The organism is Streptomyces sp. PA03-6a (assembly GCF_033792765.1).
Classification (GTDB): Bacteria; Actinomycetota; Actinomycetes; order Streptomycetales; family Streptomycetaceae; genus Actinacidiphila.
Window position 1 is genome coordinate 1 of record NZ_JARAVK010000009.1, and the last position, 15,539, is coordinate 15,539.

Here is a 15,539-nt window from a genome sequence, read left to right on the forward strand (position 1 = left end):
GTTCTTATATATCTTTGTGCTGGCATATCGTCAGTACTCTCTCTTATTTTTTTTTTTTTTAATACCAAAATTACACGGGGCTTATCGTCGGCATTTTCGTCTGCAGGGTCCGATGTGTATAAGTAGCAGCTCCTCCTCCGTGGGCCTGGACGCCGCCGACTTCACCCCGGGGTCCTTCACGACCTCCTACGCGCGCGGCAACGACCAGGAGGTCGCGGTCGTCGCCCGAAAGTCACTGCGCGGCAAGGAGCTCAACTACCGCGTCAACGGCGGCCGCACGAAGGACGAGGCGCTGCGCTCCTGGCGGGGCGGCGAGACCTACGGCGGTGAGGACAACCTCTACTTCGACGAGTACCGCGCGAAGGTCCGCGACGGGGACGTCGGCGACAAGGTCGAGGTGTGGTTCACCGCCCGGACCAAGAGCGGCAAGAAGGTCTCCAGCGACCACTTCACCTACACCGTGGCCGCCCGTCCCTCGGCCGACACCCTCGTCGTCGCCGAGGAAGGCGCACCCGCCACGCAGACCACGGCGTACGTCGAGGCCCTGAAGGCGAACGGCCACCGTGCGGCCGTGTGGGACGTCGCCACCCAGGGCGCGCCCGACGCGCTCGGGGTCCTCGCGCACTTCCGCACCGTCGTGCACTACACGGGCGCGGCCCTGCCGGGCAATCCCACCCAGCTCGAACTGCGCGCCTACCTCAACGAGGGCGGCAAGCTGATCGAGGCGGGCGAGCGGGCGGGCGGCAACGTGGCCCTGGCCGACGGCACGCCCTCGAACGACTTCAGCCAGTACTACCTGGGCGCGTACTCGCGCACGTCGACCACCGGGGCCACCGGCTTCGGCGGCACGGGCGCACTGGCCGGCTTCACCGGTCCGCTCGGCGCCGCCACAGGCAACCCGCTGGACACGGCGGGCACCTACCGGGTGACCTCCGACTGGCTGGCGCCCGCCACCTTCCCGAAGTTCGCGAGCAAGGGAGCCGGCCGCTACACCGGTTCCGTCGGCTCGGACGCGCCCTACGCGGGCTCGTACATGGCGGCCGCCGTCCACACCGACGACGCCTACAACCGGCTCACCCGGACGATCGACCTCACCGGCGTGAGCGCGGCCGACTCGCCCACCCTCCGCTCCCGCCTGCTGTGGAGCACCGAGCCCGGCTACGACAACGCGATCCTGGAGGTCCACACCGTCGGCGCCGACGACTGGACCACCCTCCCCGAGGCCGGTGGCGCCACCAGCACCACCGTGCCCGCCGAGTGCGAGGCCGGGTTCTACATCGGCGAGCACCCGTGGCTGACGCACTACCTGACCCCGGGCGCGGACGGCTGCAAGGCGACCGGCACCTCGGGCGCCTGGAACAGCTTCACGGGCGCGTCCCAGGGCTGGCAGCCGGTGAACTTCGACCTGAGCGCCTACGCGGGCAAGAAGGTCGAGGTCTCGCTCAGCTACGTCACCGACCCGGGCTCCGGCGGCCAGGGCGTCCAGGCCGACGAGACCTCGCTGGTCATCGGCGGCGCGGTCACCGAGACCGAGGGCTTCGAGACCTCCCTCGGCCCCTGGACCGTCACCGGCCCGCCCGCGGGCAGCCCGCCGGCCCAGCGGGACTGGGTGCGCACCGGCCCGCTGACGCAGGGTGCCGTCACGACGGACGACACCGTGCTGCTGGGCTTCGGGCTCGAGCACGTCACCTCGGCGTCCGACCGCGCGACACTGGTCCGTCAGGCACTCAAGGCACTCCGCCGATGACGCCCGGGCGTCCTCCAGGACCGAGCGTGGCGGACGCCGGCCGGTGAACCAGGCGGCCCGTACCCCTTGTGGGTACGGGCCGCCTTTTGCTTCGTCGGCACGCGGTGCGGGCGATATCCATGACCGAGCCAGTGCGCGGCAATTCGGAAGCAAAAAGCGAACGCTTAGTAAGTGGCTCCTGCACGTGTGTCGCCCGGGATTGACGGCCCGCGATCCGAACGCGCCACCGCCTGGCGCCGTTCGGGCTGGTCACCCCGGGTTCGGGAGCCGTCGGTGGGCCTGGCAGGATGAGGGACCGGCTGGCGCGAATCCGGAAATTCCTTCTGTATGCGCGTGAGCAGGGATAGGTTCACCAAAAAGTAGTGAGGGAAGTCTTGTGAGGAATCGAGTCCAGCGACTGGCGCTCCCGCTCTCCGCGACCTTGACGGCGGTCGTGGTCGCCGGCTGCGGTACGGGAGGGTCGGACGGCGAGGCCTCCGGGAAGTCCGTCACGATGGGGATCACGGACAAGGTGACGGCCGTTGATCCGGCCGCCGGTTATGACGTCGGTTCCTGGATCGTGTTCAACAACGTCTTCCAGTCGCTGCTGAGCTTCCCCAGGGGCGCTACCAAGCCCGAGCCCGAGGCCGCGGAGAGCTGCAAGTTCACCGACGCGGAAAGCAAGACCTTCGACTGCACGCTGCGGCAGGGTCTGAAGTTCAGCAACGGCGAGGCGCTGACGTCGCAGGACGTGAAGTACTCCTTCGAGCGGACCATCAAGATCAATGACGAGAACGGTCCGGCGGTGCTGCTGGACGCGATCAAGACGATCGACACGCCCTCGCCGGAGCGGGTGGTGTTCCACCTGAAGTACTCCGACGCGACGTTCCCGATGAAGATCGCCTCGGGTGCGGGGTCGATCGTGGACCACACGCAGTACCCGGCGGACAAGCTCCGCACGGACGACAAGGCGACCGGTTCCGGCCCGTACAAGCTGGACTCCTACGAGGCCGGCAAGCAGGCGGTGTTCTCGGTCAACGGGGACTACCGGGGCACGGCGCAGGTCCGTAACTCCGGCATGACGATGAAGTTCTTCGGTGACGAGCCGGCGCTGAAGGAGGCGGTGGAGGACGGGTCGGTGGACCTGGCCTACCGTGGTCTTGACTCGGCCGATATCGCCTCGCTGCAGGCCAGTTCGATAGCCGGCGACACCGGGATCCAGGTGGTGGAGGGCACCGGCGCCGAGGTCCAGCACCTGGTGTTCAACCTCAAGGACCCGGTGGTGGGCGACAAGGCCGTGCGGCGCGCGGTGGCGTATCTGATCGACCGCAAGGCGTTCATCCGGGACGTCTACCAGCGCACCGCGACCCCGCTGTACTCGATCGTGCCGGCCGGTATCACCGGTCACAACACCGCGTTCTTCGACCGCTACGGCGAGGGCGGCGACCGGGCCGGGGCGCAGGCCGTGCTGGCGCAGGCGGGGATCACGAGCAAGGTGTCGTTCACGCTGTGGGCGACGCCGGTGCGGTTCGGGCCGGGCACGGTGGCGGAGCTGAAGGCGATCGCCAAGCAGCTCAACGACAGCGGGCTGTTCGACGTGGACGTCAAGAGCGCCGACGCCGACCGGTATGCCAAGGACATCGAGGCCGGCAAGTACGCGGTGTACGTGCGCGGCTGGGTGCCGGACTACCCGGACCCGGACAACTTCACCGCCCCGTTCTTCGGTGACGGCAACGTGCTGTCCAACAACTACGTCAACAAGAAGATCACCGGCGAGCTGATCCCGCGCACCGCCGCCGAGGACGGCCGCGCCGCGACCAGCGCCGACTTCGAGGAACTGCAGGGCGCGGTCGCCGACGACGTCCCGATCATCCCGCTGTGGCAGGGCAAGCAGTACGTGGTGTCCAAGGACAACATCAACGGCCTGGAGTGGACCCTCGACCCGTCCACCATCTTCCGCTTCTGGGAGATCCAGAAGGGTGTGACCCAGTAGCCGGACGACGATGCGCGCAGCCGCGGCGGCCACGCCCCCTCACGGCCGCCGCGTCCGTGCCGCCGTAGCGGCGGATCTCCTCGCGGCCCCCGCTCGCGGCCCCGGCCCTGGCGGGGCCGAGCAGTGGCGATGCTGGGCAGGCCTTGCCGCGCACGCATAGACTCTTGCTCATGACGCAAGACGATGGTGATCTGGACAGCCTGGTACGCAAGCGCATCCGCGCCCTGCGCGTGGCCCAGGGCTGGTCCCTGGAGGACCTGGCCGCGCGCGCCAACGTCAGTCAGTCCACGCTCTCCCGCATCGAGAACGGGCAGCGGCGCCTGGCACTGGACCAGCTCGTCACCCTCGCCCGCGCCCTGGACACCTCCCTGGACCAGTTGGTGGAGACCGCGTCGGACGACGTCGTCTCGCACCCGACGGTGGACCGGGCGCGCGGGCAGATGCGCTGGCCCGTCAAGGCGGAACCCGGCATGACCGTCATCCGGCAGCGCATGACGAACCCGCCGCCCGACCAACCCTCGGGCATGCGCGCCCACCCCGGCCGTGAATGGCTCGTCGTCCTGTCCGGGACCGCGGTCCTGCTCCTGGGCAACCGCCGCCTGCGGATCGAGACCAACCAGGCGGCGGAGTTCCCCACGATGCTCCCGCACGCCATCGGGGCCGAGGGCGGACCCTGCGAGATCCTGGGCATCTTCGACCGCGACGCCCGCCGCGGCCACCAGCGCGGCGAGCCCACCGGCAAGGCGAGACCGTGACGGTTTGCGCCTGCCGCAGCGCGGCCGGGCATCGCCTTGCGCATTCCGGAAGCCGCGGGGCCTCCCGCGGACGGCTCGCCTAGCGTGGGCGCCATGAATCACCCCCACCCGCACGCAGCGGACCATGCCGCGCCCCACGTCCACGAGCACGAGCACGACACGGCCGTTCAGGCGGAGATCCTCGACCTGGACGCCGAAGTGCTCGCCGAACACAACGCGTCCATCACGGCCTGGCTGCCCGTCGAGACCAGCCCCCGCCGCATCGTGGACCTGGGCTGCGGGACGGGAGCGGGAACCCTCGCCCTCCTTCGGCGCTTCCCCGCGGCACAGGTGACGGCCGTCGACTCCTCGGCCCCGCACCTGCGCCGCCTGCAGGCCAAGGCAGCCGCAGCCGGAGTGGCCGACCGCGTGCACCTGGTCGAGGCCGACCTCGACGCGGCGGCCTGGCCCGATCTCGGCACCCCGGAACTGGTGTGGGCCTCGGCCTCCCTGCACCACATGACCGAGCCCGACCGGACCCTGCGCCAGGTCAACGACCTGCTCGCCCCGGGCGGACTGTTCGCCGTCGTCGAGCTGGCCGGCTTCCCCCGCTTCCTGCCCGGGGACGCCCCGCGGGACGCCCCGGGCCTGGAGGAGCGCTGCCATGCCGCACTCGACCACCACCACGCCGAGCGCATCCCCCACCGCGGCGCCGACTGGGGGACCAAGCTGACGAAGGCCGGCTTCACCATCGAGGGCGAACGGACCCTGACCATCGACGTCGCCCCGCCCCCCACCGACACCGTCCGCCGCTACGCACTCAGCAGCCTGCGCCGCATGCGCACCACCGTCGCCTCCGCCCTGACGGCGGGCGACCTGACCGCCCTCGACCGGCTGCTCGACGCCGACGGTCCCGACGGCATCCCGCGCCGCACCGACGTGGGCGTCCGTACCGAGCGCTCGGTCTGGGCGGCCCGCCGGGCGTGACCCGCTGCCGCTGAACACCGTCACGTGTGCCGCTGAACACCCTCACCTGTGCCGCCGCGGTCCGGCGGTACCCAAGTGGTCCAGGTGCCACGGTGCCGGGCACTGCACGGACGGGCAAAGGCCTGTGCACGACGGGGCAAGGGGCTCGGCCGTACTCCTCCCTACGGTCGAGTTGTCCCGTCACGAGTGGGACGCCAATGCGCGGTTCCGGGGCCGCTCGCGGATCCGTCGGCTCCCGGCCCGCGCAAGACCGCGAGGGAGTGACGCTGATGACCGACGTCGAACAGTTCGAGGAGCGGCGGGACGAGGGGAAACCGCTGCGGTACCTGGCCGTCGCGAGCGTCGTGGCGTGGATCCTCGCGGTGTGCGCGGTGTGTGTGATCCTGCCGCTGTACTCCCACCCGAGCCTCGCGTGCGGCCTCGCGCCGCTGATCACTGCGGGGACCGCGGCGATGGTGCTCGGACGTGTGAAGGACCGCTACCGCTGCCGGGCGGCGCGGGCGCACGCCGTGTCCGACACCGTCCGGCGGGTCCTGCTGCGGCCGCTCCCCGGGCGCATCGGCGCGCTGGGGCTCGCCTCCATCTACCGTCCCTGCGGGGGCCGGGGACAGGTCGGCGGTGACCTGTACGCGGTCGCGCGCGCGGGCGAGGCGACCCGCCTGATCATCGGTGACGTGTGCGGCAAGGGCCTGCCCACGTTCGAGGACGTCGCGGCGGTGCTCGGTGCCTTCCGGGAGTGGGCGCCGCGCGCCGCGACCCTGGCGGAGCTTTCGGCGCGGCTGGAGGAGAGCTTCCTGTTCCACCTGGCCGACAGCGACGACCTCTCCCGCGAGAAGGACGAACGTTTCGTGACGGCGCTTCTGCTGGAGGTGCGGGACGGCGAGCCGTTCGCCCGCATGGTCAACCACGGCCATCCGCCGCCCATACGGGCCCGCCGGGGGAGCGTCGCGTTGGTGGCGGGCTGCCCGGCTCCCCCCTTGGGCCTGTACGGTCTGCGGGACTGCGGAGCCATGGAGGAACGCTTCGAACTGTGTCCCGGGGACACGCTGTTGCTCTACACCGACGGCCTCATGGAGGCCCGCGACGCCGCCGGGCGGTGCTACCCGCTGCTGGAACGCGCCACGACGTGGCGGTGGATCCGCGAGGGCACACCGGGCCACGTGTGCCTGCCGGATGTGCTGGGGGAGATCCTCGAGGACGTCGTCGAGCACTCAGGCGCGCTTCCCGAGGACGACCTGGCGATGGTCGCCCTGACCCGTGTCGAGGAACCGAGCGCGGCTGTGCTGTCCAGGTCGGCCGGTGAGGCCTGGCGCGAGGACGCGGAGCAGTGGCGGCACGGTTGACCACCGGCCCGGTACCACGTGCCGAGGTTCCGAGGAATGCCCAGGGGAGCCGTTTGACCCGGAGGGCAGCCACACCCATAGGGGCGTTTGACGCATGCAGGGCACACGGACCGGCTGTCACAGTGGCGGGGCAGGGAGGACGGCTGGGCTCCCTGCGAGGCCGGTCGTGGAAACCGGCTCATCAGCGCTGCCTGGAGGCGGCCGCTCCCGCGCCCGCGACCTCGCGATGCCCTTCCGCATGGCTCCGGGCCGGTCGGTCGTCCCTTTCGGCGCGTGCACGGGGGAATCGTCCGGGCGGCAAGTGATGCCACATACCCGCAATGGGTGCGAATGGTTCGCTGCTCGTTCATTTCGCGGAAAAAGGCGCGCTTTAGCGTCTCGGGGACTTCACACCGATCCACAGGGGAACGGTGCACGGAAAGGCGCAGTACATGGAGACGACAAGAGGGTCCACCGGGCCGGACCGTGAGCCCGAGGGCCTTTCCCGCCGGCGGTTCGTGGTCATGGCGGGTACCGCCGTCGCGGCGGTCGGCGTCGGTGCGGGCACCGCCGAGGCGGTCAGCGGATCCGCCCTCGAGCCGAACGGCAAGGTCAAGACGGTGGGCGGGAGCTCCGTGCTCAACCGGGCCAAGGCGCCCAAGGGCAAGTGGCTCGCGGGTGACACCCACGTCCACGACGACCATTCGTCGGACGGCAGCGGACCCCGGCAGACCTCGCACCAGACCCTCCCCGGGAACCTTCCCGTCGGCGACCAGATCGCCCAGGGTGAGAAGGCCGGCCTCGACTTCATGCCCCTGACCGACCACCGGACGTACGACCAGGTCTGGGACCCCCAGTGGAAGTCGTCCAAGCTGCTGTTGCTCCCGGGTGAGGAGGCGAACGGCTCGCCCCACGCCATCGTGCTGGGCAACGTGGACGTGATCGTGGACGGCGCCAACCCGGCCGGTTCCGCGGCCTTCCGCCATGTGCAGCAGTCGGTCTGGGACGTGCACGCGCAAGGGGCGGTGTGGTCGCAGGCGCACCCCGACGACGGTGAGTACACGCCGGCGACGGGCCCGAACGCCAACGCGAGCGTCCAAGGCGCGGACCTCGTCGAGGTGCTCAACGTGTCCACCGGTCCGGACGAGCAGGTCGAGTACGCGGAGAACCGCTGGAACGCGGGTTTCCGCTTCGGGGTCGCGGCGGCGAGCGACTGCCACTTCCGCGAGCTGTGGGACATCGACGCCCCCGGGACGCCCACCACCCACGTCTTCGCGGCGAAGCGTTCGGTCCTGGGCATCCTCGACGGGTTCCGCGGCGGCCGTACGACGGTCGCGCAGAACACCGCGGGGCCGTTCCTGACCATCGAGGCCGACGTCGACGGTGACGGCGTGTTCGAGGCGATCGGCGGCGACGAGGTGGTCGTGGCCGACCGCAAGCTGCCCAAGAAGGCCACGCTGCGTGTGAACGTCAGGGGCGGCAAGGGAACCACCGTCCACGTCTACGCGGCGCCCGGTCGTTCGGCGGGCCCCATCGCGAGCTACCGGCCGCAACGGGCCAACGAGAGCTACGAACTGCCGCTCGTCCTGAAGGGCACCGACCACGGCTGGTACCGGGCCGAGGCCCGTTCCCCCGGCAGCGCCTCCGGTTCCGACGCCGACCCGAACCTGCCCGACCAGCTCCGCGGTGCCACCTCGCCCGTCTTCGTCTCCGTCGGTGCTCCGGCCGACCCCCGGCCCGAGATCGCGCTCCCGGCCGCCGACACCGCCCACGACAAGGCGGCGTTCGTCACCGGCGACCTGGGCACGTTCACCGGCTTCTCCGATGTCGCGGTGGTGGGCGACGTCACGCACGTCGTGGCGGAGGTGCACGAGGACCAGGCGAGCAAGGTGGTCTACCGCCGGCTCAACGGCAAGGGCAGGATCACCAAGTCCGTCACCCTGTCCGGCCGTTCGGCGACGGCGCGGTTCCCGCGGATCGTCGCGACCTCCCATGACGTGTGGGTGGCCTGGCAGGACGAGCAGGGCAAGGAGCAGCCGCACCGTCCGGTGATCCTCCTGGCGCACAGCGCCGACGGCGGCGGCTCCTTCAAGGCCCCGACCAAGATCAGCAAGGGCAAGGGGCGTGCCGTCCACCCGGCACTGGCACTGGTCGACGACAAGCATCCGCTGGTCGCCTGGTCCGACAACGGCGAAGGCGCGTTCGACGTGTACGCGCAGATCGTCGGCATCGACAAGGCCGCGGTGAACATCTCCGCGGCGGGCAAGGCGACCGGTCCTGGCGTGCCCGGCGATGCGCGCTCGCCGCGCTACCCCGCCTCGCTGTTCCCGGTCGTCGCCGTCCACGACGGCAAGCACGCCGTGATCAGCTGGCAGGACGACCGCTACGACCCGGACCCGTTGTGGACCGGCCACACCCCGCCCGCGGGCCAGCCGGCCGCCGGCGGTACCGACCCGGACAACTGGCAGGTCCTGGCGTCGGTGCGCAAGGCGCCGGGCCGCGGCTGGAGTACTCCGGTCCAGGTCAGCAGGGTCAGTGACCGCTCGGACAGGCACCCGGGCCTGACCGTGGACCGGGACGGGACGTTCGTCGCGATCTGGGAGAGCGGTGCGCTCCAGAGCTCCGGCTCCAACCTCCAGCTCCGGGCCAGCCGCTCCACCGACGGCGGCACGACCTGGACGGCGTTCGAGAACGTCGCCCTCGACGCCGAAGCCATGAGCCAGCGGGCCAAGCTCGGAGTGGACCCTGACGGCACGGTCCGCGCGGTCTGGTACGACTCCCGCTCGACCGACTGGCGCTGGAAGGTCTTCACCGCCACCCTCGACCGCGCGAAGGGCTGGTCCGAAGCCACCCAGGTGAGCCACCAGGGCAACGGCACCTGGCCCGCCCTGCACCGTGGCGTCGTGGTGTTCACCAGCGACCGCGGCGCGACCCGCACGCAGCGCGACGAGACGCAGCAGATCTTCCGGGCGAAGCTGGTCTGAACCGCCGGCATCGGTCCTCCGGTACCCCCTCTCCCCGCGCCTCGGGTTCTCCCTACGGCCGCAGGCGCGCCAGGGGAGGGGGTGCTGCGGCGGGGCGGTTCCGCGGACCAATTGGCCGCGCGCGCCGCGGCGAGTAGTGTTGACAGTGCTCCGGAAGTCGGTTCCGCGGATTTGTTGCGCGGGACGTCCGGGATATTGTTTCCAACCTGGCGGTCACTCCGCGCGGCGGATTCGGCCCCGCCGTCATCGGTCGTCATCGGGCAGCGACATCGCCATGATCTGGGAAATACTGGTCCTGGGTTTCGTACTCAGTCTCGACAATTTCCGGGTGTCGATCGCGCTCGGCACCGTGCCATTCGGTCTGAAGCGCGCGGTGCAGGTTGCGCTCACCTTCGGGCTGTGGGACGCGGTCATGCCCTTGGTCGGGCTGTTGATCGGTCGCCGGATAGGGGAATCCGTCGGCGACGTCGCAGACTTGGTGGGTGCGGCCGCTCTGGGTGGGTACGGGCTCTACCTCGTCGTCTCGGCCCTTCGGCACCCCGAGCCGGAGGAGTTGGACCATCCGTGGGCGCTGTTCGGCATCCCGCTGACGCTGAGCCTGGACAACCTGTTCGCCGGGGCGAGCCTGGGGATCCTCGGACTCTCGCCGTGGTTCTCGGCCGCCGTCTTCGGAATCATGACGGCGGTGATGTCGCTGGTCGGGCTGCAGCTGGGCCGGTTCGCGGCGCGCCTCATCCGGATCCGCTCGGACCTGCTGAGCGGGGTCACCTTGATCATCGCCGCTGCCGCGCTGCCGTTGTGGTTCGGCGGCTAGCCGCCCCGGATGCGGTCCGGCCGGCGAACCCGGTGCGGTCGGGGGACCAGCGGAGGATCGTCGGAACGTGATCCGGCGTTGGCGGCCGCCACCGCCCGGGCGACCAGGTGATGGTCGGGCGACAGGTGGCAGACCGGGTCGGTGCGGGCCGCATCGCCGGTGAGCAGGAACGCCTGGCAACGGCAGCCGCCGAAGTCCAGCTCCCGCCGGAAGCAGCTCCGGCAGGGCTCGGGCATCCAGTCGGTTCCCCGGAACGCGGTCATCACCGGGGACTCGGTCCAGATCCACGCCAGCGAGTCCTCACGTACGCTGGCCCTCGGCAACGGCAGGGACTGGGCGGCCGGGCAGGGGAGGACGTCGCCGTTCGGCGTGACGGTCAGCTGCCGGGACGCCCAGCCGCCCATGCAGGGCTTGGGGTAGCGGCTGTAGTAGTCGGAGATGACGTAGATGACGTCCATGCGGTCCCGCAACCGCTCACGGGCTGCCCGCACGACGACTTCGGCCGCTTCGAGCTGGGCCCGGCTGGGCAGTAGCGCGGCACGATTGCGCCAGGCCCAGCCGTAGTACTGGGTGTTGGCCAGCTCCAGCCGGTCGGCGCCCACCTCTTCGGCCAGGTCGAGCACGTCGGCGACCCGGTCGATGTTGTGCCGGTGCAGGACCACGTTCACGGTCAGGGGCCAGCCCAGCTCCTTGACCACGTGCATCGCCTCGATCTTGCGCTCGAAGGACGGGACGCCGGCGATCCGGTCGGACGCGGCCGCTTCGTCGGCCTGGATGCTGATCTGCACGTGGTCCAGGCCGGCGGCCCGCAACTGCTCGGCCTTCGAGTGGGAGAGCCCGAGGGCGCTGGTCACGAGGTTGGTGTAGAGGCCCAGGTGGTGGGCGGCCGCCGTGATCTCCACCAGGTCGCGCCGCAGCAGTGGTTCCCCGCCCGACAGGTGGCACTGCAGGACGCCCAGGTCGCCGGCCTCGGCCAGCACCCGCCGCCACTCGTCCGTGGCCAGCTCGTCCTGGTAACCGGCCATGTTCAGCGGGTTGGAGCAGTACGGGCAGGCCAGCGGGCACCGGTAGGTGAGTTCGGCGAGCAACCCGAAGGGGCTATCCATCGGTGAGCTCCATCCAGCGCCGCGTGACGAGCCGGGTCAGGAACCTCCGCACCTCGTCATCCGGGACGGTCTGGTAGCGGGCACCCAGCTCCGTCACGATCTCGGCCACGGTGTGCTGCCCGTCGCACAGCTCGAGGATCGCCGCGCCGCTGCCGTTCAGGACCACCACCGTCTCGGGGTGCAGCAGTACCTGACGCTGCCTGGTCCGGCAGAAGGTGAGCCGGACATGACGCGCCAGCCGGGGCCGGTCCGGGCCGCACACCTCGACGCCGGGCCCGGTCCTGGTCCTGCTCCGGGTCGCTCCTGGGGGTGTCGGGTCCATGGCGGTCACTCCGGGTAGGCCTGGTCGACGGCGTCCATGAGACTCCACAGGACGTCGCACTTGAACGAGAGCGCGTCGACGGCGCGCGCCTGCGACTCGGCGGACAGGCAGTGCGACGTGACCACGTGGAGGGCGTGCTCGCAGTCGCGCGGGGCCTGCTCCAAGCGGGTGCGGAAGTAGGCGAGGCCGTCGGGGTCGATCCACGGGTACCAGCGCTCGAAGGCGGCCAGGCGCGCGGCCATCAGGTCGGGCGCGAACAGTTCCGTGAGCGAGGACGCCACCGCCTCCACCCACGGGCGGGTCCGGGCGAAGTTCACGTAGGCGTCGACGGAGAACCGCACGCCTGGTACCAGGTGCCGGTGGTCCCGGACCTCGTCGCGGGTCAGCCCGGTGGCCTCGCCGAGGCGCAGCCACGCCTCGATGCCGCCCTCGCCGGCGGCGCTGCCGTCGTGGTCGGTGATCCGTCGGATCCAGCGGCGGCGCACGTCCAGGTCGGGGCAGTTGGAAAGGATCGCGGCGTCCTTTCGGGGGATGTTCTCCTGGTAGTAGAAGCGGTTGGCCACCCAGCCGCGGATCTGCCGATGGCTCAGCCGGCCTGTGTTCATCCGGACGTGGAAGGGGTGTTGGTCGTGGTACCGCCGCGAGTGGGCCCGCAACGCCTCGACGAAGTCGTCGGCGCCGGTTCTCGTGGTTGTCGTCGTCACGGCTCTACACCTGGATCTCGAGGCCGTCCGTGGCCACCTCTATGCCGCTTTCCCGCAAGATGTGCCGCTCGGGTGCGTCCTCCAGGAGGATCGGGTTGGTGTTGTTGACGTGCACGAGGACCGTCCGTCCCGCGGCCAGCGACGGGAGCCGGGCCAGGCTGCCGTCCGGGCCGTCGATGGGCAGGTGGCCCATCTCCCGGGCCGTCTTGCCGGCCAGTCCGAGCCGTACGAGCTCGTCGTCGCGCCAGCAGGTCCCGTCGAACAGCAGGCATCCGCAGCCCTCGAGCTCCGCGCACAGCGCCGGCGTCAGCGACTGCACGGCCGGCAGGTAGACCAGTGTCCCCCCGCTGCGTTCGTCGGTCAGCCGGTAGCCCACGACGCGGCCGTGGTCCGCCTCGGCCCCGAACCGGGCGCGTTTGGCGGTCGGTACGTCGAACGCACGGCAGGACAGCCCGTCCGCCAGAGCCAGGTCGGTGCCGGGGATCACCGCCCGCCACTCCACGGTGCAGTAGTGCTGGAGCGTGCTCAGGATGCCCGAGCCGTCACACAGGGTCTTGTGTGCCGCCGGCGTGGCGTACACCCGCAGGGCATGGGCCTCGCGCAACAGAAGCAGACCCAGCGTGTGGTCCAGCTCGGCGTCGGTGAGCAGCACCGCTTCCAGAGGCGTCGTCCGGTCGCCCTGCGGGTGCAGGCCTTGGAAGGCCTCGAACTGGGCGCGGAGGTCGGGTGAGGCGTTGACGAGGAACCACCGGCAGCGGTCGGCGCTGACGGCGATCGAGGACTGGGTGCGCGGGGGGCCGGCCCCTGAGCGGACCGCGGCGCACACGGGGCAGCCGCAATTCCACTGCGGGGACCCGCCCCCCGCCGCTGAGCCCAGCACTCGCACCAACACGCCGGCACTCCGTTCGTCGAATGTCCGGGTCCGTCGTCGGCCCGGCCGCCTGTCGGCGTCCCGAGCCGTCGGGGCGCCGGAACCGGTCCGGCATGCCCCACGTCCGCTAGTCCTCCAGCCGGGCGACGTACATGGTCACCTCGGCCGCGACCGCGATCTCCTCGAACTCGGGCGTCTCCCACACAGCAAGCTGGGGTTCCATGGACTCACCTCCTCTCTGGCCGGTCGTGGCAAGCTCTGGTCGCGCGCTACGACCATTCCGGGAGGGCGAAGGTGATCAGGGCGCTACCGTGTCCCGCGCCGAGCATGCCGGGGAGGAATCCCTCGGCCCACCCGCCCCAGCCGACCGGTACGGCGATGAACTGCCTGTCGTCGACCATGTAGGTGGTCGGGCTGCTGTGGTGGCCGCTCCCGCACTGGAACTGCCACAGCCCCTGCCCGGTGCGGGCGTCGAGCGCGTTGAACTCGCCGGACGGCTCACCGGCGAACACCAGGTCACCACCGGTGGCCAGCACCGAGGCGCACATGGGCAGTTCGTTGCGCCAGCGCCACTTCTCCTCGCCGTCGGCGTCGAACGCGCTGACGGACCCCGCCATGTCCTCGATGTCCACCTGAACGCCCGCGCCCCAGTACGGGATGCTCTCCTTGAACTCCCGGCGCCGTCGGGTGGCCGTGGCACCCGTGTCCTGGACGGGCACGTAGAACAGCTCGGACTTCGGGCTGTAGGCCGCGTGGGTCCATTCCTTCGCACCGGCCGGACCCGGGTAGAAGTGGACGGGTTCTCCCTCCTTGTCCGGGTACGACTTGGCCGTCACCCGGCCGTCCCTCGTGATGGCCCCCCACGTGATGCGGTCCACGAAGGGGGTGATCCCGACCCTCTCCCCGTTGGTGCGGTCGAGGACGAAGAAGTAGCCGTTCTTGTCGAAGTGCCCCAGCAGCTTGCGCCCGTCCCGCTCGAACAGGATGCACTCGGCGATGCTGTCGTAGTCCCACACGTCGTGCGGGGTGCACTGGTAGTGCCAGCGGATCTGACCGCTGTCGACGTCGACGGCGATGACGCAGTCGGTGAAGAGGTTGTCGCCCTCGCGGACACCTCCGTCGAAGTCGGGCGCCGGGTTGCCGGTGCCGACGTACAGCAGGTTCGTCTCCGGGTCGAACGTGCCGGTGACCCAGCAGTTCGCCCCACCACGCGCCCAGGCCTCGCCGTTGGCGGGCCAGGTCTCCGAGCCCGGCTCCCCGGGCTTGGGCACCGTGTAGCAGCGCCACTGGTGCTCGCCGGTGGCGAGGTCGAACGCGTCGAGGTGGCCGCGTACGCCGAACTCGCCGCCGGAACTGCCGACGATGACCATGTTCTTCACGATCAACGGGGCGAGTGTGGCGCTCTCCCCAGCCCGGACATCACCGTAGGTCTTGTCCCAGACCCGCTTTCCGGTGGTGGCGTCGAGTGCGAGCAGACGGGCGTTCGGCGTGACGGAGAAGACCTTCCCCTGGGCCACGGCGACCCCGCGGTTCACGTTCCCGCAGCACAAGGACACGTCGAAGGGGACCGCGTGCTTGTACCGCCAGATCTCCACGCCGGTCTTCGCGTCGAGGGCCCAGACCCAGCCGTCCCAGCCGGACACGAACATGACCCCGTCGACGACGATTGGGGCGGCCTCGAACGAGTAGGTCGACGCGCCCGCGATCAGTCCGGTCGTGCCCGCCTGGAAGACCCATGCGGGGACGACGCGCTTGACGCTCTCCGTGTTGATCTGGTCCAGCGGGCTGTAGCGTTGCCCGTTGTAGGCGCCGTAGTAGGTGAGCCAGTTGTGCGGCTCCTGGCGGGCGTTGAGCATGCGCTCGTAGTCGAGGCCGGCCACCACCGGCGGCGCGACCTCCCCGCCCGCGACCTTGCCGCTCAGCAACCCCTGGTCGACTGCCTCGCCCGCGTCCACGTAGTCGAGGGACATCTCCTC

At 70.6% G+C, this 15,539-nt stretch carries 12 protein-coding genes and 1 pseudogene; 7 read left to right on the plus strand and 6 right to left on the minus strand.

The window, feature by feature from the left end:
* Nucleotides 1-130: 130 nt before the first annotated feature.
* The 7 genes and pseudogenes from PV350_RS03815 to PV350_RS03845 all read left to right on the plus strand — a co-directional run.
* Nucleotides 131-1,747: pseudogene (locus tag PV350_RS03815) on the plus strand (zinc carboxypeptidase); the annotation flags it as partial.
* Nucleotides 1,748-2,123: 376 nt separating this feature from the next.
* Nucleotides 2,124-3,719, plus strand: a complete 1,596-nt coding sequence (locus tag PV350_RS03820; protein WP_500332819.1) for an ABC transporter substrate-binding protein — start codon at nt 2,124-2,126, stop codon at nt 3,717-3,719.
* A 170-nt stretch (nt 3,720-3,889) separates the two neighbouring features.
* Complete coding sequence (locus tag PV350_RS03825; RefSeq protein ID WP_499516251.1) at nt 3,890-4,474, plus strand: helix-turn-helix domain-containing protein; 585 nt, start codon at nt 3,890-3,892, stop codon at nt 4,472-4,474.
* A 93-nt stretch (nt 4,475-4,567) separates the two neighbouring features.
* Entirely contained in the window at nt 4,568-5,440 is an 873-nt protein-coding gene (locus PV350_RS03830; RefSeq protein ID WP_500332820.1) for a class I SAM-dependent methyltransferase, read from the plus strand.
* Nucleotides 5,441-5,709: 269 nt separating this feature from the next.
* Entirely contained in the window at nt 5,710-6,783 is a 1,074-nt protein-coding gene (locus PV350_RS03835; RefSeq protein ID WP_499516253.1) for a PP2C family protein-serine/threonine phosphatase, read from the plus strand.
* A 431-nt stretch (nt 6,784-7,214) separates the two neighbouring features.
* Entirely contained in the window at nt 7,215-9,746 is a 2,532-nt protein-coding gene (locus tag PV350_RS03840; protein WP_500332821.1) for a CehA/McbA family metallohydrolase, read from the plus strand.
* A 274-nt stretch (nt 9,747-10,020) separates the two neighbouring features.
* On the plus strand, nt 10,021-10,560 hold the full coding sequence (locus tag PV350_RS03845) for a manganese efflux pump MntP (RefSeq protein ID WP_499516255.1): 540 nt from the start codon (nt 10,021-10,023) through the stop codon (nt 10,558-10,560).
* Here the strand turns inward: PV350_RS03845 and pqqE are convergent.
* The 6 genes from pqqE to PV350_RS03875 all read right to left on the minus strand — a co-directional run bounded on the left by pqqE (nt 10,557) and on the right by PV350_RS03875 (nt 15,533).
* On the minus strand, nt 10,557-11,666 hold the full coding sequence (gene pqqE / locus PV350_RS03850) for a pyrroloquinoline quinone biosynthesis protein PqqE (RefSeq protein ID WP_499516256.1): 1,110 nt from the start codon (nt 11,664-11,666) through the stop codon (nt 10,557-10,559). The genes PV350_RS03845 and pqqE overlap by 4 nt on opposite strands.
* Nucleotides 11,659-11,988, minus strand: coding sequence for a pyrroloquinoline quinone biosynthesis peptide chaperone PqqD (pqqD, locus tag PV350_RS03855; RefSeq protein ID WP_499516257.1), 330 nt, complete (start codon nt 11,986-11,988; stop codon nt 11,659-11,661). The genes pqqE and pqqD overlap by 8 nt, the downstream gene beginning before the upstream one ends.
* 5 nt (nt 11,989-11,993) lie before the next feature.
* Complete coding sequence (pqqC, locus tag PV350_RS03860; protein ID WP_499516258.1) at nt 11,994-12,692, minus strand: pyrroloquinoline-quinone synthase PqqC; 699 nt, start codon at nt 12,690-12,692, stop codon at nt 11,994-11,996.
* 4 nt (nt 12,693-12,696) lie between these two features.
* The gene (pqqB, locus tag PV350_RS03865) at nt 12,697-13,518 is read right to left on the minus strand and encodes a pyrroloquinoline quinone biosynthesis protein PqqB (protein WP_500332822.1); all 822 of its coding nucleotides are present in this window, start codon (nt 13,516-13,518) and stop codon (nt 12,697-12,699) included.
* Nucleotides 13,519-13,690: 172 nt separating this feature from the next.
* Nucleotides 13,691-13,786 (minus strand): pyrroloquinoline quinone precursor peptide PqqA, encoded by a 96-nt coding sequence (pqqA, locus tag PV350_RS03870; protein ID WP_499516260.1) that lies wholly within the window; start codon nt 13,784-13,786, stop codon nt 13,691-13,693.
* Nucleotides 13,787-13,832: 46 nt separating this feature from the next.
* Complete coding sequence (locus tag PV350_RS03875) at nt 13,833-15,533, minus strand: PQQ-dependent dehydrogenase, methanol/ethanol family (protein WP_499516261.1); 1,701 nt, start codon at nt 15,531-15,533, stop codon at nt 13,833-13,835.
* Nucleotides 15,534-15,539: the final 6 nt, after the last annotated feature.

Bases quoted from the DNA above. Each gene is read 5' to 3' on its own strand.
- PV350_RS03825 (WP_499516251.1), top strand. From the start codon at position 3,890: ATGACGCAAGACGATGGTGATCTGGACAGCCTGGTACGCAAGCGCATC.
- PV350_RS03830 (WP_500332820.1), top strand. From the start codon at position 4,568: ATGAATCACCCCCACCCGCACGCAGCGGACCATGCCGCGCCCCACGTC.
- PV350_RS03835 (WP_499516253.1), top strand. From the start codon at position 5,710: ATGACCGACGTCGAACAGTTCGAGGAGCGGCGGGACGAGGGGAAACCG.
- PV350_RS03840 (WP_500332821.1), top strand. From the start codon at position 7,215: ATGGAGACGACAAGAGGGTCCACCGGGCCGGACCGTGAGCCCGAGGGC.
- PV350_RS03845 (WP_499516255.1), top strand. From the start codon at position 10,021: ATGATCTGGGAAATACTGGTCCTGGGTTTCGTACTCAGTCTCGACAAT.
- pqqE (WP_499516256.1), bottom strand. From the start codon at position 11,666: ATGGATAGCCCCTTCGGGTTGCTCGCCGAACTCACCTACCGGTGCCCG.
- pqqD (WP_499516257.1), bottom strand. From the start codon at position 11,988: ATGGACCCGACACCCCCAGGAGCGACCCGGAGCAGGACCAGGACCGGG.
- pqqA (WP_499516260.1), bottom strand. From the start codon at position 13,786: ATGGAACCCCAGCTTGCTGTGTGGGAGACGCCCGAGTTCGAGGAGATC.
- PV350_RS03875 (WP_499516261.1), bottom strand. From the start codon at position 15,533: ATGTCCCTCGACTACGTGGACGCGGGCGAGGCAGTCGACCAGGGGTTG.